Annotated in this window: 26 protein-coding genes and 2 tRNA genes; 7 read left to right on the forward strand and 21 right to left on the reverse strand. The window is 47.7% G+C overall.

All coding sequences use genetic code 11. The features are described from left to right. Positions 1-5 precede the first annotated feature (5 nt). The 8 genes from AC4GL5_RS08830 to ampD all read right to left on the reverse strand — a co-directional run bounded on the left by AC4GL5_RS08830 (position 6) and on the right by ampD (position 7,451). Positions 6-1,286, reverse strand: coding sequence for an exopolysaccharide biosynthesis polyprenyl glycosylphosphotransferase (locus tag AC4GL5_RS08830; RefSeq protein WP_490382411.1), 1,281 nt, complete (start codon positions 1,284-1,286; stop codon positions 6-8). A 37-nt stretch (positions 1,287-1,323) separates the two neighbouring features. Then, positions 1,324-2,205 carry a glycosyltransferase gene (locus tag AC4GL5_RS08835; protein WP_490382412.1) on the reverse strand — a complete coding sequence of 294 codons (882 nt, stop codon included), beginning with the start codon at positions 2,203-2,205 and terminating at the stop codon, positions 1,324-1,326. 5 nt (positions 2,206-2,210) lie between these two features. Then, on the reverse strand, positions 2,211-3,098 hold the full coding sequence (rfbD, locus tag AC4GL5_RS08840; protein WP_490382413.1) for a dTDP-4-dehydrorhamnose reductase: 888 nt from the start codon (positions 3,096-3,098) through the stop codon (positions 2,211-2,213). Beyond that, positions 3,091-3,627 (reverse strand): dTDP-4-dehydrorhamnose 3,5-epimerase, encoded by a 537-nt coding sequence (rfbC, locus tag AC4GL5_RS08845; protein WP_490382414.1) that lies wholly within the window; start codon positions 3,625-3,627, stop codon positions 3,091-3,093. Before rfbC ends, rfbD begins: the two co-directional genes overlap by 8 nt. A gap of 23 nt (positions 3,628-3,650) precedes the next feature. Further along, positions 3,651-4,526, reverse strand: a complete 876-nt coding sequence (rfbA, locus tag AC4GL5_RS08850; protein WP_490382415.1) for a glucose-1-phosphate thymidylyltransferase RfbA — start codon at positions 4,524-4,526, stop codon at positions 3,651-3,653. Beyond that, positions 4,523-5,614 (reverse strand): dTDP-glucose 4,6-dehydratase, encoded by a 1,092-nt coding sequence (rfbB, locus tag AC4GL5_RS08855; protein WP_490382416.1) that lies wholly within the window; start codon positions 5,612-5,614, stop codon positions 4,523-4,525. Before rfbB ends, rfbA begins: the two co-directional genes overlap by 4 nt. Before the next feature lie 151 nt (positions 5,615-5,765). After that, positions 5,766-6,749, reverse strand: a complete 984-nt coding sequence (gene ampE / locus AC4GL5_RS08860; RefSeq protein ID WP_490382417.1) for a regulatory signaling modulator protein AmpE — start codon at positions 6,747-6,749, stop codon at positions 5,766-5,768. 84 nt (positions 6,750-6,833) lie between these two features. Beyond that, positions 6,834-7,451, reverse strand: coding sequence for a 1,6-anhydro-N-acetylmuramyl-L-alanine amidase AmpD (gene ampD / locus AC4GL5_RS08865; protein WP_490382418.1), 618 nt, complete (start codon positions 7,449-7,451; stop codon positions 6,834-6,836). 169 nt (positions 7,452-7,620) lie between these two features. Between ampD and nadC the strand changes: the two genes are divergently transcribed. Continuing rightward, complete coding sequence (gene nadC / locus AC4GL5_RS08870) at positions 7,621-8,487, forward strand: carboxylating nicotinate-nucleotide diphosphorylase (protein ID WP_490382419.1); 867 nt, start codon at positions 7,621-7,623, stop codon at positions 8,485-8,487. 122 nt (positions 8,488-8,609) lie between these two features. On the opposite strand, the gene rhtB is transcribed toward nadC, so the two are convergent. From rhtB to AC4GL5_RS08895, 5 genes are all read right to left on the reverse strand, one after another. Further along, complete coding sequence (rhtB, locus tag AC4GL5_RS08875) at positions 8,610-9,230, reverse strand: homoserine/homoserine lactone efflux protein (protein WP_490382420.1); 621 nt, start codon at positions 9,228-9,230, stop codon at positions 8,610-8,612. Between the two features lie 18 nt (positions 9,231-9,248). Continuing rightward, on the reverse strand, positions 9,249-9,770 hold the full coding sequence (locus AC4GL5_RS08880) for a 2-thiouracil desulfurase family protein (RefSeq protein ID WP_490382421.1): 522 nt from the start codon (positions 9,768-9,770) through the stop codon (positions 9,249-9,251). 225 nt (positions 9,771-9,995) lie between these two features. Next, entirely contained in the window at positions 9,996-10,703 is a 708-nt protein-coding gene (gene mtnC, locus AC4GL5_RS08885; protein WP_490382422.1) for an acireductone synthase, read from the reverse strand. After that, positions 10,703-11,281: a 1,2-dihydroxy-3-keto-5-methylthiopentene dioxygenase gene (locus tag AC4GL5_RS08890; RefSeq protein WP_490382423.1), complete on the reverse strand. Its 579-nt coding sequence runs from the start codon at positions 11,279-11,281 to the stop codon at positions 10,703-10,705. The genes mtnC and AC4GL5_RS08890 overlap by 1 nt, the downstream gene beginning before the upstream one ends. 48 nt (positions 11,282-11,329) lie before the next feature. After that, complete coding sequence (locus AC4GL5_RS08895) at positions 11,330-12,067, reverse strand: methylthioribulose 1-phosphate dehydratase (RefSeq protein ID WP_490382424.1); 738 nt, start codon at positions 12,065-12,067, stop codon at positions 11,330-11,332. Positions 12,068-12,112: 45 nt separating this feature from the next. Between AC4GL5_RS08895 and tsaA the strand changes: the two genes are divergently transcribed. Then, positions 12,113-12,877 (forward strand): tRNA (N6-threonylcarbamoyladenosine(37)-N6)-methyltransferase TrmO, encoded by a 765-nt coding sequence (gene tsaA, locus AC4GL5_RS08900; RefSeq protein ID WP_490382425.1) that lies wholly within the window; start codon positions 12,113-12,115, stop codon positions 12,875-12,877. 271 nt (positions 12,878-13,148) lie between these two features. Here tsaA and AC4GL5_RS08905 read toward each other — a convergent pair whose 3' ends face one another. Then, positions 13,149-13,358, reverse strand: a complete 210-nt coding sequence (locus tag AC4GL5_RS08905) for a cold-shock protein (RefSeq protein WP_028303926.1) — start codon at positions 13,356-13,358, stop codon at positions 13,149-13,151. A gap of 281 nt (positions 13,359-13,639) precedes the next feature. Here AC4GL5_RS08905 and rfaH point away from each other — a divergent pair, with 281 nt between their 5' ends. The 3 genes from rfaH to AC4GL5_RS08920 all read left to right on the forward strand — a co-directional run bounded on the left by rfaH (position 13,640) and on the right by AC4GL5_RS08920 (position 15,000). Continuing rightward, a complete protein-coding gene (rfaH, locus tag AC4GL5_RS08910) occupies positions 13,640-14,137 on the forward strand; it encodes a transcription/translation regulatory transformer protein RfaH (protein ID WP_490382426.1) in 498 nt (165 codons plus the stop codon). A gap of 150 nt (positions 14,138-14,287) precedes the next feature. Continuing rightward, a tRNA-Ile gene (locus tag AC4GL5_RS08915) sits at positions 14,288-14,364 on the forward strand. A gap of 192 nt (positions 14,365-14,556) precedes the next feature. Further along, positions 14,557-15,000 (forward strand): OsmC family protein, encoded by a 444-nt coding sequence (locus tag AC4GL5_RS08920; protein ID WP_490382427.1) that lies wholly within the window; start codon positions 14,557-14,559, stop codon positions 14,998-15,000. 16 nt (positions 15,001-15,016) lie between these two features. On the opposite strand, the gene AC4GL5_RS08925 is transcribed toward AC4GL5_RS08920, so the two are convergent. Genes AC4GL5_RS08925 through AC4GL5_RS08935 form a run of 3 tightly spaced genes read right to left on the reverse strand, consistent with a single transcriptional unit; the run spans position 15,017 to position 17,963 of the window. Continuing rightward, a complete protein-coding gene (locus tag AC4GL5_RS08925) occupies positions 15,017-15,613 on the reverse strand; it encodes a hypothetical protein (RefSeq protein ID WP_490382428.1) in 597 nt (198 codons plus the stop codon). Beyond that, positions 15,610-16,362 carry an OmpA/MotB family protein gene (locus AC4GL5_RS08930; RefSeq protein WP_490382429.1) on the reverse strand — a complete coding sequence of 251 codons (753 nt, stop codon included), beginning with the start codon at positions 16,360-16,362 and terminating at the stop codon, positions 15,610-15,612. Before AC4GL5_RS08930 ends, AC4GL5_RS08925 begins: the two co-directional genes overlap by 4 nt. Continuing rightward, positions 16,359-17,963 carry a hypothetical protein gene (locus AC4GL5_RS08935; protein WP_490382430.1) on the reverse strand — a complete coding sequence of 535 codons (1,605 nt, stop codon included), beginning with the start codon at positions 17,961-17,963 and terminating at the stop codon, positions 16,359-16,361. The genes AC4GL5_RS08930 and AC4GL5_RS08935 overlap by 4 nt, the downstream gene beginning before the upstream one ends. A gap of 280 nt (positions 17,964-18,243) precedes the next feature. On the opposite strand from AC4GL5_RS08935, the gene AC4GL5_RS08940 reads away from it, so the two are divergent. After that, positions 18,244-19,089: an HD-GYP domain-containing protein gene (locus AC4GL5_RS08940; RefSeq protein WP_490382431.1), complete on the forward strand. Its 846-nt coding sequence runs from the start codon at positions 18,244-18,246 to the stop codon at positions 19,087-19,089. Positions 19,090-19,171: 82 nt separating this feature from the next. Here AC4GL5_RS08940 and AC4GL5_RS08945 read toward each other — a convergent pair whose 3' ends face one another. From AC4GL5_RS08945 to AC4GL5_RS08955, 3 genes are all read right to left on the reverse strand, one after another. Continuing rightward, on the reverse strand, positions 19,172-20,473 hold the full coding sequence (locus AC4GL5_RS08945) for a sodium ion-translocating decarboxylase subunit beta (protein WP_490382432.1): 1,302 nt from the start codon (positions 20,471-20,473) through the stop codon (positions 19,172-19,174). A gap of 29 nt (positions 20,474-20,502) precedes the next feature. Next, positions 20,503-22,275 carry a sodium-extruding oxaloacetate decarboxylase subunit alpha gene (gene oadA / locus AC4GL5_RS08950; protein WP_490382433.1) on the reverse strand — a complete coding sequence of 591 codons (1,773 nt, stop codon included), beginning with the start codon at positions 22,273-22,275 and terminating at the stop codon, positions 20,503-20,505. Between the two features lie 69 nt (positions 22,276-22,344). Further along, complete coding sequence (locus tag AC4GL5_RS08955) at positions 22,345-22,593, reverse strand: OadG family protein (RefSeq protein ID WP_490382434.1); 249 nt, start codon at positions 22,591-22,593, stop codon at positions 22,345-22,347. Between the two features lie 447 nt (positions 22,594-23,040). Between AC4GL5_RS08955 and AC4GL5_RS08960 the strand changes: the two genes are divergently transcribed. Further along, positions 23,041-24,096 carry a tRNA dihydrouridine synthase gene (locus AC4GL5_RS08960; RefSeq protein WP_490382435.1) on the forward strand — a complete coding sequence of 352 codons (1,056 nt, stop codon included), beginning with the start codon at positions 23,041-23,043 and terminating at the stop codon, positions 24,094-24,096. Between the two features lie 52 nt (positions 24,097-24,148). Here the strand turns inward: AC4GL5_RS08960 and AC4GL5_RS08965 are convergent. Continuing rightward, a tRNA-Arg gene (locus AC4GL5_RS08965) sits at positions 24,149-24,225 on the reverse strand. Between the last annotated feature and the right edge of the window lie 171 nt (positions 24,226-24,396).

Genomic DNA, 24,396 nt, shown 5'->3' on the forward strand with positions numbered 1-24,396 from the left:
TGATACTAACGGGCTCCAAACCCTGTAATGACTGTTCTGATCGTCTTGAAAAAGATGAGAACATCCAACCAGATGGAAAAGTGTTTGATGTAATAAAAATCGTATTGGAGTTTCTTTTCTGCACCTTTGAGATCAGCAGTATACCCCTGATTGACCTGCGCCCAGCCCGATATCCCAGGCCTGACGACATGACGATAGGAAAAAAATGGGATCATGTCTTCATACCATTCTGCTAACTCTTTTGACTCAGGCCTAGGCCCAATGAAGCTCATTTCCCCTTTCAGGACATTCAGAAGCTGAGGTAATTCATCAATTCTATATTTCCTGATTATCTTACCAATACGTGTAATTCTAGGGTCATCATTTTCTTCAGTATAACTATCTCCAATTATATTGACATGCATACTACGGAACTTATACACCCTAAATAATTCGCCCCTGTATCCGACTCTTTCCTGTATAAATAAAATTGGGCCCGATGAGTCAAACTTGATAAGAATAGTTGTAATTAAAAAAACAGGCATTAAAAATGGGATAAATATAAAAAATAGCAACAAGTCAACTAACCGTTTAATAATGCTATAGATTGGAGAAGGTGTTAACGTCCCAATATCATTTTCAGCCATATGTTCAATACGTACTCGCCCCGTTGCCATCTCTTCAACTTTTCTGAAGTGAAAAACGGGTATATCAGCTAATGAACACCTTGCCAAAAACCTCTCCCATTCAGCAGGTATATCATCTGAGTGTAGATCAGCGACAATAGCATCATAACGCCGATCATTCAGATCAGGTTTATCAAGAACGTGTAATTTCAGATCAGGGTTTTCAATTATGCTATTGACTCTACCTAGAGGCACTAAAGCAAGCTTAGGTACTCTAATTTTTTTACGAATATAAAAAGCAGTAACTGACCAAATATTTGCAAAAACATAAGATATTAAAAGAGACTGCCTAACATACTCAATCCTGAGATAAGACAGTATGGCAACCATCATCAGCCAAACAATTGCTATCAACGGTAGTATGTAAACAACATTTTGCTGGGCACCTGGAAAATGACGTATCTGCCGTATTATAAAAAATGAAAGACAGAAACAAAAAACCGAAGCCAGCGAGGTATTTAAGTATAAAAGTTGATTTTGCACACTTTCTTTCCCAAGCAAAAAATATTGCATCAAGGGCAAAAAAGAAACAAAAGAGACACCAAGTAGAAACTGAAAAATGCTGCTAAACAGTATTCTTTCATGCAAAAGAGAGTGACGACGTTGAAATCTATTTCTCACCTTAAAACCTTATTAAGCCCAAGAAAAACACAGCATACTAATAAAAACCTAAAACAATCATCACAAGAAAATAAAATCTATCACGATAACGTCTTCTAAGTTTTAAAATATTAAAAACCAAGAAAAACCTACTATTAAAATTTGATATCATTTCAGGCTTCAATATTCTTGCTAAGCTAATTACCTGATCTCTATACCAGCCACTCCGAACCATGGCAACTCTCTTTCTATAAGCTGCCACATTAACATTTGCCCCAACTTGATTTGATTCATGTTGTCTGTAATACAGACCGGCGTTGCTATCAATATACCACTGATAACCTTCATTACGGCAAAATGCATAAATAAACCAATCATGAAGAAAAACAGAATTTACCTTATCTTTTTCAAGATACAGAAACTTCTGAAGGGAGCTGGCTACACGACAAGACATTATATAAGTACAACCAGGCCCAGCCGCTTCAAAAAAATGGTCATATTCAGTCTGAGGCTGCGCCTTGTCCAGGGTTTTCTTTTTACCGTCCGGCCAGAAAGCGATTACGTTTGATGAATAAGCATCATAACCATTAACTATGCTCTCCCAACCTCTAATAAGCTTATCCGGAAACCAGATATCATCCTGATCAGCTAAAGCGGTAGCATGGTAATTTTCAAGCGGGACATCACGCAATAAACGGTAGAAATTTAAACCTGCACTCCCGAATCGTTCACCAGTAGGGAGTAAAGTAATATTAGCCGTACTTAAAGCTTTCTGTCTCACCCACTCTTCAGTCCCATCGTCAGAGAAATCTACACTAATATAAAGGTGTAATTCGACTTGTTCTTGACAAAGAATGCTATCTATCTGCTTCTCAATCCAACGCATACCCCGGTATGCTGCCAATAAAACAGCTATCCTAGGTTTTTCAGGTGCCTGCATTATGCTTAAAGTTCGCTGGTAAGAGCTGTTAGCACCCTGCTAAGCTCTACCTTCCATTCAGGAACTGTAATCCCTAAGGTACTCTCAATTAGTGTACAGTCGAGAGCAGAATTAGAAGGTCTCTTCGCAGGTGTGGGATACTCAAAAGTCGAGATTCTTTTTACTAAAGGCTTCTGAGCGATCAGATTATGTGAACAGGCTTGTGCGATAATTTCTTCTGCAAAATCGTACCATGTTGTCATGGGCGAATTGCAAAAATGATATGTACCCCAAGGAAGATCACCTGAGACAAAGAATTTCTGTGCAAAGTACCATAGAACACTTGCAATACTTCTTGCACTGGTAGGGCATCCATACTGATCAGAAACAACAGCTAGCTGATCCCGCTCATTTGCAAGACGTATCATAGTTTTTACAAAATTGTGACCTTCAGCACCAAAAACCCAACTTGTGCGCAGGGTGATATGCTTTACAGAAGCATCTCTAAGTAATTGCTCTCCCGCCAACTTACTGGCCCCATAAACTCCTGTTGGGCCGACAGGATCAGATTCTTTGTATGATGTTTGATTATCACCATCAAATACATAGTCAGTTGATATATGAAATAGTGGGATACTGTGCAACTGACAGGCACCTGCCAAATTTTTAACCCCGAACTCATTCACTGCATATGCATGCTCAATCTCACTTTCGGCTTTATCGACAGCGGTGAAGGCTGCCGCATTGATCACAAGATCCGGAGACTGCTCATTTATGATCTGCTCTACCCGCTCTGTATTAGTGACATCCAATTCACTTGAGCTATAACCCACAACTTCTAAGTCAGCAGGGGCCAGTTTCAGAATCTCTTTACCAACTTGCCCAGATGCACCAGTAACCAGAACCTTAACCATGCAAATCTTTTAACCCCGGATAGGCTTTATCTTTTTCTGACAGCTGAACATCAGTCAGCGGCCACTGGATACGCAGAATAGGGCAATTCCAAGCAATGCCACCCTCATCGCTAGGGTCGTAGTAATCCGTACACTTATAAATAAAATCTGCTTCGTTACTCAGCACGACAAAGCCATGTGCGTAACCTGGTGGAATCCAAAGCTGGCGATGATTATCTTCGCTTAGCTCAACGCCTACATACTGACCATAAGTTGGCGATGCCGGATCGATATCTGCCGCCACATCAAATACGGCTCCACTAACCACACTAACTAATTTTCCCTGAGATTTGGTTTTTTGAAAATGTAGTCCACGCAATACCCCTTTGCAGGAGCGAGAGTGGTTATCCTGAACAAAGTCAAGGTCAATGCCTGCCATCTCGGCATAACGCTGAGCACTGAAGGTTTCCTTAAAGAAGCCGCGGTGATCACCAAACACTTTTGGCTCAATGATCTTGACTCCTTCCAGAGCAGTATTAATAACTTTCATCTCTTTCAGCCTTGTAAAACCAGTTAAAACTTTTCATCCCGGGCAAGCTTTAGCAAATACTGGCCATATCCCGTTTTTGACAGCAATTCGCCCTGCACCTGTATTTGCTCTTGTGTTAACCAGCCATTCCGATAGGCAATCTCCTCCAGACAGGCGATTTTAAGCCCCTGTCGATGCTCTACTGTCTGCACAAACATTCCTGCCTCCAAGAGACTTTCATGAGTGCCTGTATCTAACCAAGCAAAACCACGGCCGAGTAGCTCAACATTCAGATCCCCACGTTCAAGGTAAGCCTGATTAACCGTAGTAATTTCTAATTCACCACGATCCGAAGGCTTAACATTCTTAGCGATCTCAACGACATCATTATCGTAAAAGTAAAGGCCGGTTACGGCATAATTAGACTTTGGCTCCAACGGTTTTTCTTCGATCGACAACACCTTACCATTTTCATCAAAATCAACGACCCCAAAACGTTCAGGATCATTAACTAAATAACCGAATACCGTCGCCCCATGTTCACAATTAGCAGCCGCTTGCAACTGACGACTAAAGCTTTGCCCGTAGAAAATATTATCTCCCAGAACCAAGCAAACACTGTCATCACCAATAAAGTCTTCACCAATAATGAAGGCTTGAGCTAAGCCATCTGGAGAGGGTTGTTCCGCATAGCTCAGGTCAATGCCATAATCTGATCCATCACCCAGCAGTTTCTCATAGTTTGGAAGATCTTCCGGTGTTGAGATAACAAGGATTTCACGTATACCTGCCAGCATAAGCACCGACAAGGGATAGAAAATCATTGGCTTGTCATAGATCGGCAACAGTTGTTTGGAAACACCTTTAGTAATCGGATACAAACGTGTACCCGAACCACCGGCTAAAATAATACCTTTCATGCACTTGCTCCCAGGCGCCCTAACTGATACTCGCCACTTAATACACGCTGCCACCACTCTGGATTATCCAGATACCACTGAACTGTTTTACGGATGCCGGATTCAAATGTCTCTTCGGGAACCCAGCCTAACTCGCGCTGAATTTTACTGGCATCAATAGCATAACGGACATCATGTCCAGGGCGATCTTTAACGAAAGTAATCAGGTCTCGATAATGAGCAATCGGTTCCGCTGAAACCCATTTAGCATGCGGATAATCACCTGGTGGAACCATCTCCTGTAGCAGATCACAGATTGTTTCTACCACCTCCAGATTACGCTTTTCGTTATGACCACCAATGTTGTAAGTCTCTGCAACTTTGCCCTCTGTAGCGACCTTAACCAGAGCCCGTGCATGATCTTCGACATAAAGCCAGTCACGAACCTGATTGCCATCACCATAAACTGGCAACGCTTTGCCAGATAAAGCATTTAGAATCATATGCGGTATTAGTTTTTCAGGAAAATGGCAAGGCCCGTAGTTGTTAGAACAGTTAGTCACCAGCGTTGGCAGACCGTAGGTACGCTGCCAAGCACGAACAAGATGATCGGAACTGGCTTTAGAAGCGGAATAGGGAGAGCTTGGCGCATAGGAAGTTGTTTCGAGGAACAGATCCTCCGTGCCTTCTAAGTCACCATAAACTTCATCTGTGGATATATGATGAAAGCGGAAAGCAGACTTATCAGACTCATTTAAGACACTCCAATAACGACGCGCAGCCTCTAAGAGTGTATAGGTACCAACAATGTTGGTTTCGATAAAGTCTGAAGGCCCATCAATTGAACGGTCCACATGACTTTCGGCGGCCAAGTGCATCACATGAGTCGGTTTAAACTCATTAAAAATATGATCCAGAGCCTCAGCATCACAGATATCAGCCCGGTAAAAGCTGTAACGACTGGAATCCAGAACCTCATTCAGAGATTCTAAATTGCCAGCATAAGTTAACTTGTCAACATTTGCCACTTCATACTGGGTGCCTAAAAGGATGTGGCGAATCACAGCGGAGCCAATGAAACCAGCTCCACCGGTAACCAAAATTTTCATTTAAATGTACTCAAAACTATAGAAGATATATAAAAGGAAACAGAAGATAACTTTGGCTTTAAACACCAATTCCTATCAGCGAACCATACCAGAATGCTACCGGCATGGCAGCAGATTTGGTTCAATAAAAACAAACCCTCCCCTGCTATATTCACAATTGCATCAACACCACGGCTACTGCAATGGCAATCACCCAAAGTACTGCACTTCTACGCAGTAGCGCTTCAAGATCCTGAAGCTGCTCATCTTTATGGGCATTATCCTGTGCGCCCTGAAGCACTTCTTTGGCACTGTCTTCCACTTTTTCGCCGAGGGCCCCTAGAGCAAAACGGGTGAGCAGAATTTCATGGGAAAGCTTTTGATTAAACAGGCAGGTTAGCCACTGCTGGCTACAGTGAACAAAATGGCCGGTGAGCATAAAACTTAAACCCATCAGCTTTGCCGGTAGCCATTCCAGCAGATATTGCACACTTCGAATCTTATTAACGCCTTTTGCAATGACCATTGTTGCAGGGGCGCTCTGCCCACCTTCTTCTGGTGTTTTCTCGCAGAACAGAATCATCAGTCTTGCCAACAAGGCGCCTTCTGCGCCCAGCAACATAAACCAGAAGGTGACCAGAAAGAAATCCTGAAAGCTAATGCCAACCAAACGGGAAAATACACGTTGATAAAGCTGTTTTTCATCTTTGATTGTTTCGTCCGGGAGCACTTCAGCCGCATACTGATATGCGCCCTGCAGGTCTTTCTGACGCCAGGCGATCTGGAAACGGGTCAGCCAGTAAGCACTCTCTTTGCGACCCAGACTATAAAGAAGGACCAGAATTGAGACGGCAAATGCCGGCAAGCCCCAGATAACATCATCCAGAACTGCCATCAGAATGCTCAGGGAAGCAACTGGGAGTACCACAGAAACAACAAAAACCCCGGTTCCGGCAAACCACCGGCTTGGCTTAATTCCTGAGGATGTCTCTATCTGTTCAGTGTCATCCGGATCATAGAGATGGGGGGCACTCGGTTTGAATAGCTTACCCGCCCAGCATTTCAGGGAAAGAAACCAGCGGTCATGACGCCTTCCGGGCAGCAGGCCGAGCAAACTGCGCAACATCAGAACAATAATTAAAACGACAAATTCCATGAGCAAACCTCGTCTGTCTTACCTTTTGGATCTAACTGGGTGCTTTTAATCGGTAACCCGGCCAAATGAGATCCTGAAAAATGGTTACAATAGAGATCGGTAACGATCCCAGTCAAAAGCCTCGCCTGGGTCTGTCTTACGACCCGGTGCAATATCGCGATGGCCTGTAATTCGGTCACAGGTTATTTTGGGGTACAGCTGCTGAATATCACAAGTCAGTCGCGCCAGAGCCAAATACTGTTCATCGGTATAGGGACAGATATCAGTGCCTTCCAGTTCAATACCGATAGAGAAATCGTTGCACTCCACACGCCCCTGAAAGACTGAACAACCTGCATGCCAGGCTCTTTGATTCAGCGGAACAAACTGGACCACAGAACCATCACGCCGAACGAGCAGATGTGCCGAAACCTCAACCCCTTCTATCTCTTTAAAAAAGGGGTGCAGGGAATGGTCCAGACAGTTAGTGAAAAAACGCTCGATACAATCACCACCAAATTGCCCCGGCGGCAGACTAATGTTGTGAATAACCAACAGATCCACATCACACTCATTCGGACGGTGATTGAAGTTAGGTGAAGGCCTGCGACTAACGCCCTTCAACCAAACGTCCTGTTTTGCCTGACAAACTTTCTGACTTTTACTATCGGTAGACTGAGACACTACCCGCTCAACATTGTGCATTGCGACATTCTGCTTCATTTTACATTGTCACAGTCTACCCTATCTTACTCATGCTAGCTTTATTGATCCGCGACCGTTAAAAATACCCAGACTATTGATCAAAACAGTTATGAGCAGTCGCTGCTTTTGTGGGCATTTGTCTTTATAATGCCCGCTGCATTTTATCCATTGGTGACCGAGGTTGTTTATGTCTGCGCATCCCCAGCTAGAAACCATGCCACAGCTGCTGGTTGAGAGTATCCCTGAACAAGTTGCCGGGGCAATTGCCGAGGATGTAGGCGGTGGTGATATTACCGCGATGCTGATCCCTTCTGAGCGTCAGGCCCGAGCCCGCGTCATCACCCGTGATGATGCCATCCTGTGCGGAACCGCCTGGGTGGATGAAGTTTTCCGTCAGATTGACCCTGAAGTCAAAGTGATCTGGCAGGCCAAAGATGGCGACCGCGTGACCCGCAATCAGGTACTGTTTTATCTGGAAGGCTCTGCCCGCTCTCTGCTGACCGGCGAGCGTTGTGCGCTCAACTTTGTTCAGTCCCTGTCCGGCACGGCAACACGCTGCCAGCAATATGCTGATCTGGTATCCGACACTAAGGTTCAGCTGCTGGATACCCGTAAAACCATTCCGGGCCTGCGTCTGGCGCAGAAATATGCCGTCACCTGTGGCGGTTGCTACAACCACCGTATCGGTCTGTATGATGCGTTCCTGATCAAAGAGAACCACATCTCAGCCTGTGGCTCCATTGCAGCGTCTGTGGAACGCGCCCACGAAGTCGCGCCCGGTAAACCGGTCGAAGTGGAAGTTGAAAGTCTGGATGAATTGGATGAAGCCCTGAATGCAGGTGCTGATATCATCATGATCGACAACTTCTCGCTGGAGACGATGCGTGAAGCCGTTAAGATCGCCAATGGCCGCGCTAAGCTGGAAGCCTCCGGCGGTGTTACCGATGAAACCCTGCTCGATATCGCCCTGACCGGTGTGGACTACATCTCTATTGGTGCGCTGACCAAAGACTGCAAAGCCGTCGATCTTTCAATGCGTCTGGTAGAGATCTGATTAAGCTCTATCAGCACGAAATATCCTGATACACAAAAGCCGCGCTTTAATCCTTCATAAGAAGGCTAAAGCGCGGCTTTTTTCGTTCTGCTGATTTGACCGCAAGATAAACGGTCAGGTGCTTAACGGCTATAGGAAGCTAACGCAGTACCCGCCGCCATAAACATGCCACCAAAGACACGATTCTGGGACTTCTGATGCTTAGGGTCTTTGAACCAGAGACTCAACTTAGACGCAAGGGAGGCATAACCCACCATCACCAGAATATCGACGATGATCAGAGTCGTACCCATAATCAGAAACTGCGGCAGCTGCGGGGCATCCGCCACGATAAATTGCGGAAATAAAGCCACCAGAAAGATCGTTGCTTTCGGGTTGATCAGATTTACAAAAGCTGCCTGCCAGAAACGACGACGGCCACTTTCCACCTGCTGCTCCTGTTGAGCGTCCAGCGAAAGGGGCGCTTCACGCCACTTCTGATACCCCAGCCAAACCAGATAAGCAGCGCCAAGCCATTTCACCAGTCCAAAGGCCACCTCTGATGACGCCAAAAGCGCACCAAGGCCCACGCCAACGATAATGACCTGAGCGCCATAACCCACCTGAAGCCCCAATATGGCTGGCATACTTTTACGCACGCCATAACGCAGGCCGTTACTCATAGTATTCACAGCGCCCGCACCGGGAGAGATGCTGATCAGAACAGAGGCCAGCAGAAATGCCAGAAAAAGTTCGAAGCTCATCGTGTCATACCTTTAATATCAGGACTCGGCCATTGTTTCGGTGTCTTCCAGCGTTGCCAGATAGGCCGCAGCGTCTTCCAGCTGATGTTCGTTAAACACCTTAATACCGGCTTCTTCCAGTGCCGCAGCTGTTACGCCCTGACCATCACGTAACTCTTTGCTGAACTCACCACTGTAAATCTGTTGGTTACCGCAGGAAGGGCTGTTCGCTTTCAGAATTGCCACCGCCACTTCTTCCTTCAGCGCCAGCTCCTGTGTTTTGCGGGCACCACGTACGAAGTATTGGCTCACATTGTGTCCCTGACGAGTAATCACTTTGCCTTCTTCATGGAAAATATCTTTACCATCAAAGCCTGGCTGAATTTCGGCCGCAGGGCGGGGAACCAGAAGACCGCCAAGGGTTTCAGGACAGACAGAGACCAGACGCTCTTCCTGCTGCCATTGTTCCAGAACAGGGTGAGCAACCGGACGCGAGGAGCCGTCATAACGCACACGCTCGCCAAGCAGACAGGCACTAACAAGTACTTTATTGCGGATCATTTTTTCTTCCAGCTTCTAAAAAAAGCAGTCTATCAGGCTTTATCTGGATGGGGAACCCAGATAAAAAGCACGAAGGATGCGCCATTAGCAGTAGAAAACAGCCCTTCTTTTCATATTATCGACAGCAATCAATCCCCAGAAAGAAAGTAACCAGCAGAAGGCAAAAACCCGGATCGCCTGAAGAAAGCGATCCGGGTTCTGAATATTCAGGTCTTTTACTCAAGATCAGATCTCGATCTGGGAGAAACCCGCAACCTGAGGATGATCTCCTGTGATCATACCTTCCGTTCTTACCAACTGAACGGTCTGAAAACCTGCGGCCTTTGCTGCATCCAGCTCTTCAACCACATCAGACAGAAACAGCAACTGCTCTGCCGGTAGACCGATCCGGGACTGAATATTCTGATAGGAAGCCTGTTCGCGTTTGCCGCCAACCTTGGTATCAAAGTAGCCTTCAAACCAGGGGGTCAGATCACCAAAGTCGCTGTAACCAAACAGCAGCTTCTGCGCATAAACAGAACCGGACGAGTAGATAAAAAGACGTACCCGCTCTTTCCACACTTTCAGAGACTCATAGGCATCGGGATAAACATGGCCGGTATAATCTGCGGAGCTGTAACCCGCTTCCCAAACCAACCCCTGCAGTGCTTTCAGTGGCGTGATCTTCTTATCACCTGCGATCCATTGCAGTAGCTGAGCAATAATCGCTTCAACATCGGCATGGGGTTGAGCCATCTCCTGACGAGCGGCCTCCAGCTGCTCTGCCACCTCAGGCTTTTCGGCATTCTGGCGGACAAACTCCGGCAGGTGCTCTTTCGCATACGGGAAAAGTACCTGATGGACAAAGTCGATAGAGCCAGTGGTGCCTTCAATATCGGTAATAATTGCTTTAACGTCTTCGAAACGAATCTGCTGCTCTGCTGCTAAACTCATCAGAACTGACCTGCCAGATCTTCAAAGCGCGGGAAGCCATCGGCAATTTTGTCACCACTGTATTGGGCGACCCAGCCTTCAGGATTCGTGAACAGGCGGATACAGGTAAAGTCCGGCGCATCGCCCATATCAAACCAGTGCTTGGTGCCTGCCGGTACAGAGATCAGATCCTCTTTGCTGCAACCCACAACGGCCACTTTATCGCCCAGGTGCATATAGAAGAGTCCCTGACCACGAACAAAGAAACGCACTTCATCTTCGCTATGGATATGCTCAGAAAGGAATTTCTCACGCAGCGCTGCTTTATCGGGATGATCCGGTGACAGACTGATTACATCTGCGGTCTGAAAACCATTTTCTGCTTTCAGACGAGCCACTTCCTCAGCGTAAGCTGCCAGAATCGCATCCTGATCCGCATCTTCACCAAGCGGCTGCTCCGCCTGCCAGCGTTCAAAGCGAACACCCTGTTCAGCCAGAAATGCCTGAATCTGATCACCATCTGTCAGTGATAACTCTGCCGCCTGCGGCTTATCTGCCGCCTGCGGCTTATCTGCCGCATAAAGATTAAGAAAGCTCATAGATCATTACCTTAGTGTTAATTGTCGATCGACCGTGAAAGAAGACGTCTAACGCAGTGACAGCGCCTTCAGCTCACAGGCCATCAGAAATTCCATCGCTTCGATATGGCGCAGGGTATCCGCCATGGTCGCGCCCCATGTATACAATCCGTGACCACGAATCAGGTATGCCGGTGTATTCGGGTGCTGCTGCAGATAGGCCAGAGATTCCTCTGATAGTGCATCAATATCCTGTGTGTTTTCAAAAATCGGGATACGCAATTCACCCTCATGGGTATCGATCCCCGGAAATGCTTTCTGCAGTTCGTAATCACGCAATACCAATTCGCTCTTTCCAGCAAGGGCACGACTCAGAACCGTTGCTGCGACAGAGTGCGTATGCAGTACCGCGCCAATATCATCCCGCCAATCGTAGAGCACGCAATGCAGCAGCGTTTCTGCCGATGACTTCAATGTCGACTGCACCGGATTCCCCTGCAGATCGACCACCATAATATCACCCGCCTGAAGACGACCTTTATGCTTACCGGATACTGTAATTGCCAGATGCTCGCCATCAATGCGCGCCGAGTAATTACTGCTGGTCGCCGGAGACCACCCCTCAGCAAACAGAAACTGCCCCGCTTCTATCACGTCCTGAGCCTTAACGGCATAAGTTGCCAGATCGACCACGCTATATCCTCTCTGAAGACGTCCCATGACAAGGGTTTTGCCAACACTTGCGGACTGATGTAAGTTGAGCGCATTTTCGCACAACACCGTGCGCAGACAAGGCTTTTTCAGCATTGCTGCGCCGTTTTCTACCCGATGAATCCCAGAGCAACCATCGATATGCAGCCGTCGCCTCAAGAGCCCGAAAACACTACTCTAGCGTCTTTTAACCTGCCCGCTATCGGAGTCGTGCATTCCTGCTATAAAGAGAAGTTTGGAATCCCCCGTCAACCGGGGCTTGCTCCGGCATCAAGCGGAATCATCCGACTCCTGCCCCCCTACAACCTGCCGGATGCGGTTCGTGGGCTGGAAGTAAACAGTCATATCTGGGTGCAGTTTGTTTTTCATCAGTGCCTCCGGGATGAGTGGAAGCCTACGGTACGGCCACCCCGCCTGGGCGGTAATGAACGCCTTGGGGTGTTTGCCACCCGCGCCACCTTCAGACCAAACCCATTGGGTCTATCCGTTGTTAAGCTGGAAAAGGTGGAGATCAGAGGTAAAGAGGTACTTATCCACATCAGCGGACTGGATCTGGTGGAAGGTACACCGGTTCTGGATATCAAGCCCTATATTCCCTATGTGGATAAAGTAGAAGATGCCAAGAGTGCCTTTGCACCGGAAGCACCCGTTGCCCACACAGTAAAATGGCTGCCGCAGGCTGAATCAGCCCTTGAGCGTTATCAGCAACAACATACGGATCATTTTGAGGGATTCAAAGCGCTGATCGAACAGGTTCTGCAACAGGATCCGAGACCCGCCTACCGGCATGGTAAGTCGGAAGAGAAGGTTTATGGCGTTCGGTTATTTGAAGCTGATATCAGGTTTCAGGTTCAGAAGAGAGATAATACCCAGCTGATGGTATGGGTGGTCGATATTGAATTCTGACGGGCTAAAGCCCGACCTACATCTCTCCCTGTTATCTGTGGGACGTCATTTTTCAGACAAAAAAATACCCGCCTAAAAGAGGCGGGTATTTAGAAAACTGAACAGTAGCGATTAAACTACAGTAACGTTCTCTGCCTGAGGACCTTTCTGGCCTTGAGTTACTTCGGAATGTTTAGCCCTGCTGACCTTCCGGAGTTAGCAACAGACAAATCGCAGACAAAAAAATACCCGCCTACAAGAGGCGGGTATTTAGAAAACTGAACAGTAGCAATTAAACTACAGTAACGTTCTCTGCCTGAGGACCTTTCTGGCCTTGAGTTACTTCAAAAGTAACCTGCTGACCTTCCTCAAGGCTACGACGGCCAGTACCGTTGATAGCGCGGAAATGTACGAATACATCGCTGTCGCCTTCACGAGAAATAAAGCCAAAACCTTTTTCGTCGTTAAACCATTTAACGGTACCAGTAATTAAACCTGACATAACGTCCTCTTTACTCTTGCTAGCGCCCGGGCTCACCGGGAAAAAAATCTTACATGGTTCATCCAAAGGACGTTCCATCATTGCCACTGCAACCCGTGCTGCAGTATCTCTATTAGAGCATGACTTTATGGCTTTACAACTACTTTTTGCAGTTTTTATAAAAAAAATTTAAGCAGCAAAATACGGGCCGTTACACATTCCTACGCGAAGATTAACGAATGTCGAATAATTTTCCGTTAAAATAGCATCTAATAGATTTTTTAAAGTAAAAGGTGCTTGTTTTGAGTTGGTTTTTATTTACCTGCAAGCCACGGGAAGATGACAGAGCAGAGCTTAACCTTAAAAATCAAGGTTATACCTGTTATCGACCGATGATTCAGGTGCAAAAGAAGCGCAAGGGTAAACAAATTATCGTGGAGGAAAGCCTATTCCCCCGTTACATTTTTGTTCAGCTTGCCGATGGCATCGGTAACTGGCGGTCCCTGTTATCCACACGTGGAATTGCTGGCGTGGTACGTTTCGGGGAACAGCCTACTGTTATACCTCAGGCAATGATCGATGAGATCAAAGCCAATGAAACTCATCTAAACCAAAGCGACACTCCTCTTCAAGGCCTTAGAATCGGCGATAAAATACGCATCACAAGCGGCCCCTTTGAGTTTCTCGAGGCGATTTATCAGCAGAATAAAGGCGAAGACCGGGTACTGGTACTGCTGAACATTCTGCAGCAGCCACAACTGATTGAGCTGGCATCAAGCCAGATTGATAAAGCAGACTAGACGATAGGCATTCCATATAACCTTTGGAATAAATTCTGATATATCAAACAGTTTGCACGTTTTAACACTGGCGAATCTGATTTAGCTTTTGTACAATTCCGGCCACTTAAGTTTTACGGATTGAGCTTTCAAGGCCAATCAAAACTTAAAGGGCCTGTAGCTCAGTTGGTTAGAGCACACGACTCATAATCGTTAGGTCCTCGGTTCAAGTCCGAGCAGGCCCACCATTGAATACCGAAACCCGGCAGTCACCCTGCCGGGTTTTTTATTGCCTGTTATTTCTCTATCGTGCTTCTCAACGGGCGCATTCCAGCCCTCACTTCTGTTTGACAATGGGATATACAAATATTAGAACATACTTATTCTATCCTGATTCCATTAACGGATGGCTTACCGTCATATTTTAAAAGGACAAACTTATGTCAGAACATCGCGCTCAGCTAAACTGGTCACGTAAAACACACCCTCAAGACGATTCTACATTTTGCCGCAATCATACTCTGACGCTGAATGGCGGCCAGTCAGTTAATGCTTCATCCGCAGCAAGCTTTATGGGTGATGACCAGTGTGCCGATCCGGAACAGATGTTAGTAGCAGCAGTATCCAGCTGCCATATGCTGACTTTCCTAGCCATCGCTGATATCAAGGGATTTAAAGTCGAAAGCTATCAGGACGATGCTGTTGGTTTTCTGACCAAGGCAGAACGGGGGAAAGTTGTCAGCCGTATCGAACTGAAGCCGACCATCGTTTTCGGAGGTGATAAGCAGCCCACAGAAGCTGAGCTGGATCGTCTGCACGAAGGGGCGCACAAAAACTGCTTTATTGCGAACTCCATTAAAGCGGAAGTAGAAGTGATCAAATAAATGCAGATGCCATGCATTAACGCGTTGGCGAGCTGCCTTGAGGGGTTAAAAACTGCCCCTCAAGCCGCACCGGGTAAAGGGTGTAAGTGCGAAAGAAATCCTCTAGCTGAAAATTACGCAGCAAAATCTCACTGTACCGAATCTTACGATTTCGGGTGAGACTGAATCCTTTATAAGCCAGTAAGGTAAGGCACTCGGGACATACCGTTAAACTTCTGCGTTTGCTCTCTGCATCGGGGACAGGAAAAGGAGAGGTAAGACAGGTCGTTGCGATTAGCGCCTCTTTATGGCGACTCTGTAAAACACTGCAGCCTGCGACATGAAAGTGTTCTTTTTCTCGCCTGCGAGTCAACTTCCCATCACCTGGCAGCCTGCCGCTTTCTTCAGCAAAAAATACAACAACACGACCATTTTTAACGGCCAGCGTCTGATCCGGTAATATCCGGATGCTGTCATAAGAGGTCTTTACCCCTTTATTCTCCAGCTGAGATCTTTCCTGACCTGTCAGGTGCTTTCCGGCATCAAACAGCACAAAGTGTCCAGGTCTGCGGGCATTCATCTGACGACGAAGCGACAGCATACCTTCATCTTGATTAAAGTCCGGTAACTTCATCGCCCAGCCTGAGCCTCTTCGTTCAGCACATCTTTCAGGATCTCACGGATACGGGAGTCGGCATCAGTTCTCAAACGAAACTCAACCCGACGGGAACGCTCACTGTTCTCTTTTCCATCCGAAGTGATAACTAACTTCGAAGAGGACAAACCATTAGCTGTCAGATGACCTTTCAGCCAATCTTTTTGGTACTCCACTTCCGGCAGTGATAGCACAAACCCCAAAGCGGAACGGGTCCTGGCCTGGGATAAGCCCATATTGTTGATATAGGCTTCATCCTGACTTCGGGCATTAGTCCAGTCACTTGAAGTATGCCCTTCAATACGCACCTCGGAAATATCGTGTCGATATTTTTCTGAGGTGATAATGCGTGTATATCGTGGAAAAAAATCGGCCAGAATGGATTCAAACTCAGGCTGCAGTGTCGACTTACCCAGATCAAACATCACATCTGTATTGTAAAACTGAAAACTCAGATCCTCTGCTTTCAGCTCTGCTCCCCATCGTGGTAAATCGTCTTTAAATTCCTGATAAAGATCCTGGTACAGCTGCTCCCTGAGATCCTGGTACAGCAGAGCGACCTGCTTGATTTTCTCTGTCTCTCGCTCAAGGATCACCATATAAGCAACCGCGACTAAAAGAAACACCATCATAAGACCTGCCATCAAATCACTGACAGCAACCCAATGCGCCCCCTCTTCCGCTGTCAGGTTTTCCTCTTCGTTCTGCTGCTGGTCCAGTCGGTTCACTTCAGATTCCTTCCTGCTCTGGCAGCACGCCGCCCTGGCCTGAGAGGCGTATTCTGCTCAGCCTCTTCAGGCTGAGATTTATGCTCAGGTGACACAGGAATAACCGACTCCTCAGGAGCGCCACATGCCCCCTTGGAAGATTCAGCGGCAGCGTCATGGTCAGGCTGTTGAGAGGAAGACTCAGAAGCTAATTGAGGCGTTTCAAATTGACCTTCCAAGCCCGAATTGCCCGTAGCCGTCGCTTCTGAAGACTCGGGTTTTGCATAAGCTTTGATGTCCGCGGCCTTCTTCGCTTGGGTTTTATCCTGCGCTAATGGGGTTTTAGGTGATGATGTTGTGCTTTTTGAGGACGGTGAAGCCGGAATCTGTCCGGATAACTGCACCACCTGGCGCAGCTTTTCGGTTAGCGGTAGGTAATCACTGACAAACTTCTCAGATAGCGCAGTAAGCTGACCACCAAAAGTCTGCAGTGCGTGGGTCAGTTCCTGCTCCATAGCATTATCCATACGCACCAGCTGCTGTTCATTTCTATCCAGCATCTGGACCAGAATATCATTATGTCGGCTATTGACCTGTTCCATATCCGTAACCAGTTGCTTATTCACAGTAATTACGGTTTTCTCAATCGTGGATGAGGTGTTTGTCAGTAGTTCATTCATCTGCCGATGGCTTTCACGGATTCCATTAGCCAATTCATCAGTCAGAGTCATAATCCGCCCCTCAAGGGCAGGCAAACCGTCAGAAGCTTTACTCACCAGACTCGCCAGACTATCCAGATAGCTGCCTAAGGAATCCGATTGCTGCTGCAGACCTGTCATCACATCACCCAACTTCTCGGAGACTTCATTAAAGGCCTGAGTATGCTGCACCATGGTCTGATAAGCTTCGGTGGCCTTATCCAGCACATCGCCATTGGCTTTTTGTTGCTCCAAAAGCTTGGCAAGTTCACCTTTATAGTTTTCCTGCCACTCAACCATGCGACCAACCGCCTGATTAAGCTGGCGGAAGTTATCACCGTACTGAACGGTGATCTTGTCATTAAAGCTGGTCATCAGATCGGTAATGGCGCTGGTCAAAGCGTTACTATTCGCGGAAACCATCTCCTGCTGATATTGACTGATCACAGTTTCCAGCCGTTCCAGATGTTGTTCCAACCCCTTGGTGCCCGCCTGAATATTATCGCCAATATCCGCTAAACCAGCCTTGTTCAGCACCAGGCGAATATCCCCCAACAGCGTCGCCAGATCGTCTACAGTGGCACCGGTATAGGTTGTTTCTGTCTCGTAGTTACGCACATGTTTAATCACATGGCGTAGCTTGATACTCATTGCAGCTAACAAGCCCGCAATAGACGACCAGAAGGCCGTTTTAAGACCTTCAATCAACTGAGGGACACTACCTTCAATGTCCGTGGTATCAAAATCCATCAGGCCCAGGGCAACCCCCAGAAAAGTACCAAAGATTCCGATGCTGGTCAGAATCGACGGAGCAGCGTTAACCGTACGCAGAGAGTAAACCGGCCCATGAAAATAAAGGGTCAGCGCCATGATGATCAAAATAACGACCATAGTCAGTGGTGAAAAAGCTGCTAAGAAATCCATAACCGTCGCTTAAAATAAATGGGGGTCTATTATGGCCCTTACTTTGTTTTCTGAAAACGGGTATCGAAAAAGCAGCTTGCAGAAACCATACTAAGACTGAATCTATACTCAGCCTCTCGCTGCACTGTTTACTTACATGTACAACTTAACCTCGCTTACATTAAGACACAAAAAGAGGCTAATCCCATGCCGGGCCAAGGGTTTTTACGAGGTTATGGCATTTCAGCAATCGACTATGCTTTATATCAACAAAATAACAATTAGAGCTGAGGAATAAAGGGTGAAACCGTCTCAACTTAACACCAGCAGTGAGGACTCTCTGGTGCATTTTGTTAAGGATGACCCAAATGAATGGGGCAAAAAAAACCGCCCCTCAGCGGAGCTAAGCGCCGCCCTAAAGGCCGAAACACCACCCGCTGAAAAAGCTCATGCTGTATTTGAGCATTGCAGCGGACTGATGCACAACCTGATGAACGAGCCTGTCACTGAAACCCTTATCGAAGATACCAGCCAGCCAATTATTGAATTGGCAGAGTGCATTATCTCCGATGACAAAGTCTCCGGTAGTCTGTTACGCATCACGTCTCATGATTATTACACTTACACTCATTGCGTTAATGTTGGGATCAAATCGCTTCTGATTGCCAAGCATATCCTTAAAACTTCAGATGATAATCTGATGAAAGACCTGGGGGTCGGATTTTTTCTGCACGATATCGGTAAGTCACAGGTGGACCCCGGCATTCTGAATAAGCCCGGTAAACTATCTGATGAAGAGTTCGCCATTATGCGTAACCACCCGGAACGGGGTGCACAGCTGCTCAAACAGGCCAACTCTCTGGATGAAATCCGTAAGATTACCGTTTTACAACACCATGAGAAGATTGATGGCTCAGGCTACCCTTACGGCATTAAAGGCGACGAGTTTCATCGGTTTGGCCAGATCTGCGCCTTAGCAGATATTTACGATGCATTAACGGCAGAGCGCTCTTACAAAAAAGGTATGACTGTCTTTGAGGCGCTCAAGCTGATGAAAGAGAAGATGTCCCACCATTTTGATGAGAAAATTTTTAATAGCTTTATCCAGCTGTTTATTAAGGAATCTGCACTGGGAGGCATGACCTGATCAACATGCATACCCAAGGGCCAGACATAAAAAACCACCGCGTATACGGTGGTTTTTTTGTTCTGATCACGACCCGGCTAGCTTAGCCACCCAGGTACTTAATCATCACACCAGCAGCAACGGCCGAACCGATCACACCTGCTACGTTCGGACCCATAGCATGCATCAGCAGGAAGTTGTGCGGGTTGTACTCCAGACCCAGCTTGTTAGATACACGCGCTGCCATAGGAACTGCGGATACACCGGCTGAACCGATCAGCGGGTTGACCGGAGTCTTGGTCACTTTATTCATCAGCTTCGCCATCAGAACACCACAACCGGTACCGATACCAAAAGCCACAATACCCAGAGCCAGAATACCCAGAGTTTCAAGCGCCAGGAACTTATCAGCAATCAGTTTGGAACCGACTGACAGACCCAGGAAGATAGTCGTGATGTTAATCAGTGCATTCTGTGCAGTATCACTCAGACGATCAACAACACCAGACTCTTTCATCAGGTTACCGAAGCAGAACATACCCAGTAGCGGTGCTGCATCCGGCAGCAGAAGCGCCACCAGAACCAGCAGAGACAGTGGGAAAATGATCTTTTCTGCACGGGAAACAGTACGCAGCTGAACCATCTCGATCTTACGCTCTTCCGGAGTCGTCAGCGCACGCATAATCGGCGGCTGAATCAGAGGCACCAGGGCCATGTAAGAGTAAGACGCTACCGCAATAGCTCCCAGTAGTTCAGGAGCCAGCAGAATTGCTACGTAGATAGACGTCGGACCATCTGCACCACCGATAATACCGATAGCCGCAGCTTGCTGGATAGAGAAGTCCATCAGTCCCATAGCGGACAAACCAACCGCACCCAGTACAGTTGCGAAGATACCGAACTGAGCAGCAGCACCCAAGAACAGTGTCTTAGGGTTCGCCAGCAGAGGACCAAAGTCGGTCATCGCACCCACACCCATAAAAATCACCAGTGGAGCAATACCACTGCCAATCGCTACAGAGTAGAAACTGTACAGCATACCGTTCGAGTAACCGGCATCCTGAGCCGCCAGTTGTGCAGCAGCATAAGCGCTAGGGCCGGTTTCATGAACAAGGTGCTTCAGTGCTGCAGGGTCTGTTGTATTAACATCCAATGCCTGAGCAATTGCAGCCAGCACTTCCGGTTTAGCAAAGTGGATGGCCTGCTCAGCAGCAGACAACGCCAGTCCCGCCTCAGGAATGTTGGCCAGAAGGCCACCAAAACCGATGGGAACCAGCAGCAGAGGTTCAAAGTTCTTCACAATTGCAAGGTAAAGCAGCAGCATACAGATGACGATCATCGTCAGCTGCCCCAGCCCCATATTGTAAAGACCCGAGCCCTGCCATAAGCTCAAAAGTTGTTCCATTTGATCAACCTCGTTGTTTCAGCAGGGACTTACAGAGTCAGCAGAGTGTCGCCAACAGTAACAGCATCGCCTTCGCGAACATCGACACTACCGATAGTACCGGCACGAGGTGCACGCACTTCAGTTTCCATCTTCATCGCTTCCAGGATGATCACAACGTCACCTTCCTGAACCGCCTGACCAGGATTGACCAGTACTTTAAAGATGTTACCTGCCAGAGGCGCAGCAACAGGCTCGCCACCGGAAGCGGCTGGAGCAGGTGCGGCCGCCGCAGGAGCTGCAGCTGGCTGTACGTTAGAGATATCGCCGCCTTCAGTTACCTGAACAACGTAGTTCTGGCCGTTAACGGTGATGGTGTAAACTTCAGGTCCGGTGTTTTTGCTCACGGCTTTAGTACCTTCTTCTTCTGTTGGGACTGGCTCAAATGCGTCAGGGTTACCACGGTTTTCCAGGAACTTCAGACCAATCTGAGGGAACAATGCGTAGGTCAGAACATCATCGATTGACTCAGAAGCCAGGTTGAAACCTTTCTCTTTTGCCAGATCATTCAGTTCAGCGGTCAGTTTTTCAACTTCAGACTCCAGTAGGTCAGCCGGACGACAAGTGATCGCTTCCGCACCATCCAGAACCCGCGCCTGCAGCTCAGCATTAAAAGGAGCTGGCGCAGAGCCGTATTCACCTTTCAGAATACCCTGAGTCTCTTTGGAGATACTCTTATAACGCTCGCCAGTCAGTACGTTCAGTACTGCCTGAGTACCTACAATCTGAGAAGTTGGCGTTACCAGAGGGATATGCCCCAGATCTTCACGTACACGTGGGATCTCAGCCAGAACCTCATCAAACTTATCACCAGCACCCTGTTCACGCAGCTGGCTTTCCATATTGGTCAGCATGCCACCGGGAACCTGAGCAACCAGGATGCGGGAATCGGTGCCACGCAGAGCACCTTCAAACTTCGCGTACTTTTTACGCACCTGACGGAAGTATGCCGCAATGTCTTCCAGCAGAAGCAGATCCAGACCTGTATCGCGATCAGTTCCTTTCAGAGCTGCCACAACAGATTCAGTTGCCGTATGACCATAGGTCATCGACATGGAAGAGATTGCCGTATCAACACGGTCAATACCGGCTTCAACAGCTTTCAGAATCGTCATATCAGACAGGCCGGAAGTCGCGTGCGCATGCAGCTGTACTTCCAGATCTGTCTCAGACTTCAGGCGAGATACCAGTTCATAGGCATCGTAAGGGGTCATAATGCCGGCCATGTCTTTGATCGCGATAGAGTCTGCACCCATATCTTCGATCTCTTTGGCCAGGCTCAGCCATGCATCAAGGTTGTGCACAGGGCTGGTCGTGTAAGACAGCGTGCCCTGAGCATGCTTGCCTACCTTTTTAACCGCCTCAAGAGCGCGCTTCAGGTTACGGGGGTCGTTCATCGCATCAAATACGCGGAATACGTCCACACCGTTGGTCGCAGCACGCTCTACAAATTTATCAACCACATCGTCAGCATAATGACGGTAACCCAGTAGGTTCTGGCCACGCAGCAGCATTTGATGACGGGTATTTGGCATCGCTTTTTTCAGCTCACGGATACGATCCCACGGGTCTTCGCCGAGGTATCGGATACAGGAGTCAAATGTCGCTCCGCCCCAGGATTCAAGAGACCAGAAGCCTACCTGATCCAGCTTCTCGGCAATCGGAAGCATATCATCAAGGCGCAGGCGGGTCGCGAACAGGGACTGATGGGCATCACGCAGGACGACATCAGTAATGCCTAGTGGTTTTTTGGACTCGGTCATGGGTTTGGCCTTTTCCATAATAATGAGTTTTATTGGCTAAAAAGCGTCTGCTTTTTGCTTACCGGATGTTTATTTTCCGGAGCGATACTTGTGAACCGCTGCTGTCATTACAGCAATCAGCTCATCATTGGTACCGGCTGCAGATGCGCTTACAGGAGCTGGCTTGCTTGTCACTTCAGGTGCTGGCTTAACCAGTTTATTGACCGTAGAGGACATAAACCCGGTTACAATGACCAGCAACGTCAGAAAGACGAAAACAAACCCCATACCAAACAGCATCAGATTGATGCCTTCGGAGATCAGCTCAGAAGAGTGCATTAAGCCATTCCTCGTTTTGTTTTTGGTTGGGTCAGACTACTTAGCCTGTCACCATTCTTATTGTCTCTTGCATCACATTTCTTATGTTTTGCAAGCTGCCGTGCCCATGCTCTCGCCCATGACACAAGCCCAACAGCCGGACTAATTTACCTTTATTAATAAACTCAGGCAATAAAACTACCGTCTATTGTTGACAATTTGTAAGACTGTTAAGTCAGTTGTAACCAGCTTTTCGTGGTTAAATCTGAAGAGTCAGAGCAATGACAAAAAGGCTAATAGTGCATGAATCTAATCACACGGCAGCATCTGCTAGGCTTTTGCCTTGCCATTAATCATCCGTGAGCTTTGCCCTCAGACGTTATATCATTGCCGCCCGATAACAGGTCTTGATCCCCATCAAGTCCCTTTAATCTGCAACCCTATCTGTATTAATGGCCTCTTCTTTTTATGTCTAATGCGCTACACACTCCGGACTTTTCGGAAACGGAGAAAAAAACTGTTCGGACACAAGGCAGGATTGCTCTGGCTCCCATGGAGGGTGTTGTTGACGTCGGTGTTCGCCAACTAATCAGTGAGATCGGTGGACTGGATTTTTGTGTGACCGAATTTATGCGCATTACGACAGAACTTCAGCCGCGCCGAGCATTCATGAAAGTCTGCCCCGAACTTCAGTCTCAAAGCCAAACAACTACGGGCACCCCCGTTCACTTTCAACTGCTGGGCAGTCACCCGGAACTTCTGGCAGCCCATGCCCGCAAAGTCGCCGGGTATGGGGCAAAAGTTGTGGACCTTAATTTTGGCTGTCCGGCTAAAACCGTTAACCGACATAAAGGGGGAGCAGTTCTTTTACAAACACCGGAACTGATTCATGAGATCGTTTTTGCCTGCTCGGAAGCCCTTAAAGGAACCAATGCCCGGCTAACGGCAAAAATGCGACTGGGATACGAAGATACAACTCTGGTATTCGAGAACCTAAAAGCGATTGAGGAAGGCGGCGCAACTGAGCTTGTAGTTCACGCCCGCACTAAGCTTGAAGGCTACAAACCGCCTGCACACTGGGAGTGGCTGGCGAAATTAAGAGAGGCCAGTTCGATTCCTGTCATCGCTAACGGTGAAGTCTGGCGCCTTGATGACTACTGGCGCTGTCGGAAGATCAGCGGTTGTAACGACCTGATGCTGGGACGCGGCCTTCTGGCTGATCCATATCTGGCCCGGCGCATTGTGGATAACGCCCCTCAACTACCATCGGAAGCAGACCTGAGTGCAGCGCTTCTTCTATATCTGCGCCGAATGGAACAGCAGGGTTATCCGAATAAATTTCTTCTGGCCCGGGGTAAGCAGTGGCTGGCGATGATGAAGAAAGGCCTGGTACCTGTCGAGACACTGTTTGATCAGGTCAAAACCTGTCGCGATGCCGATCAGATGTTCCGGCAGCTGGATAACAGCGCGGCTCAGGAGCGTCACTTTGCTCATTATCTTCCGCCTGCAGAATCTGAGGCCTAATAAACGGCAGACGAAAAAAAACCGCAGTTCAAAGAACTGCGGTTTTAGAAGATGGCCCGCTCGGGAGGATTCGAACCTCCGACCGCCTGGTTCGTAGCCAGGTACTCTATCCAGCTGAGCTACGAGCGGGTGATTCAGACGTTTAGGCTCTTCGCTCAGTTTCGAGTCAGTCTGATGAGCTCCTGAACAAAATAGCTCAGGGAATAAAAAAAGCTGTAGCTCATTGAACTACAGCTTTTAAAAATATGGCCCGCTCGGGAGGATTCGAACCTCCGACCGCCTGGTTCGTAGCCAGGTACT

Source organism: Oceanospirillum sp., assembly GCF_982874595.1.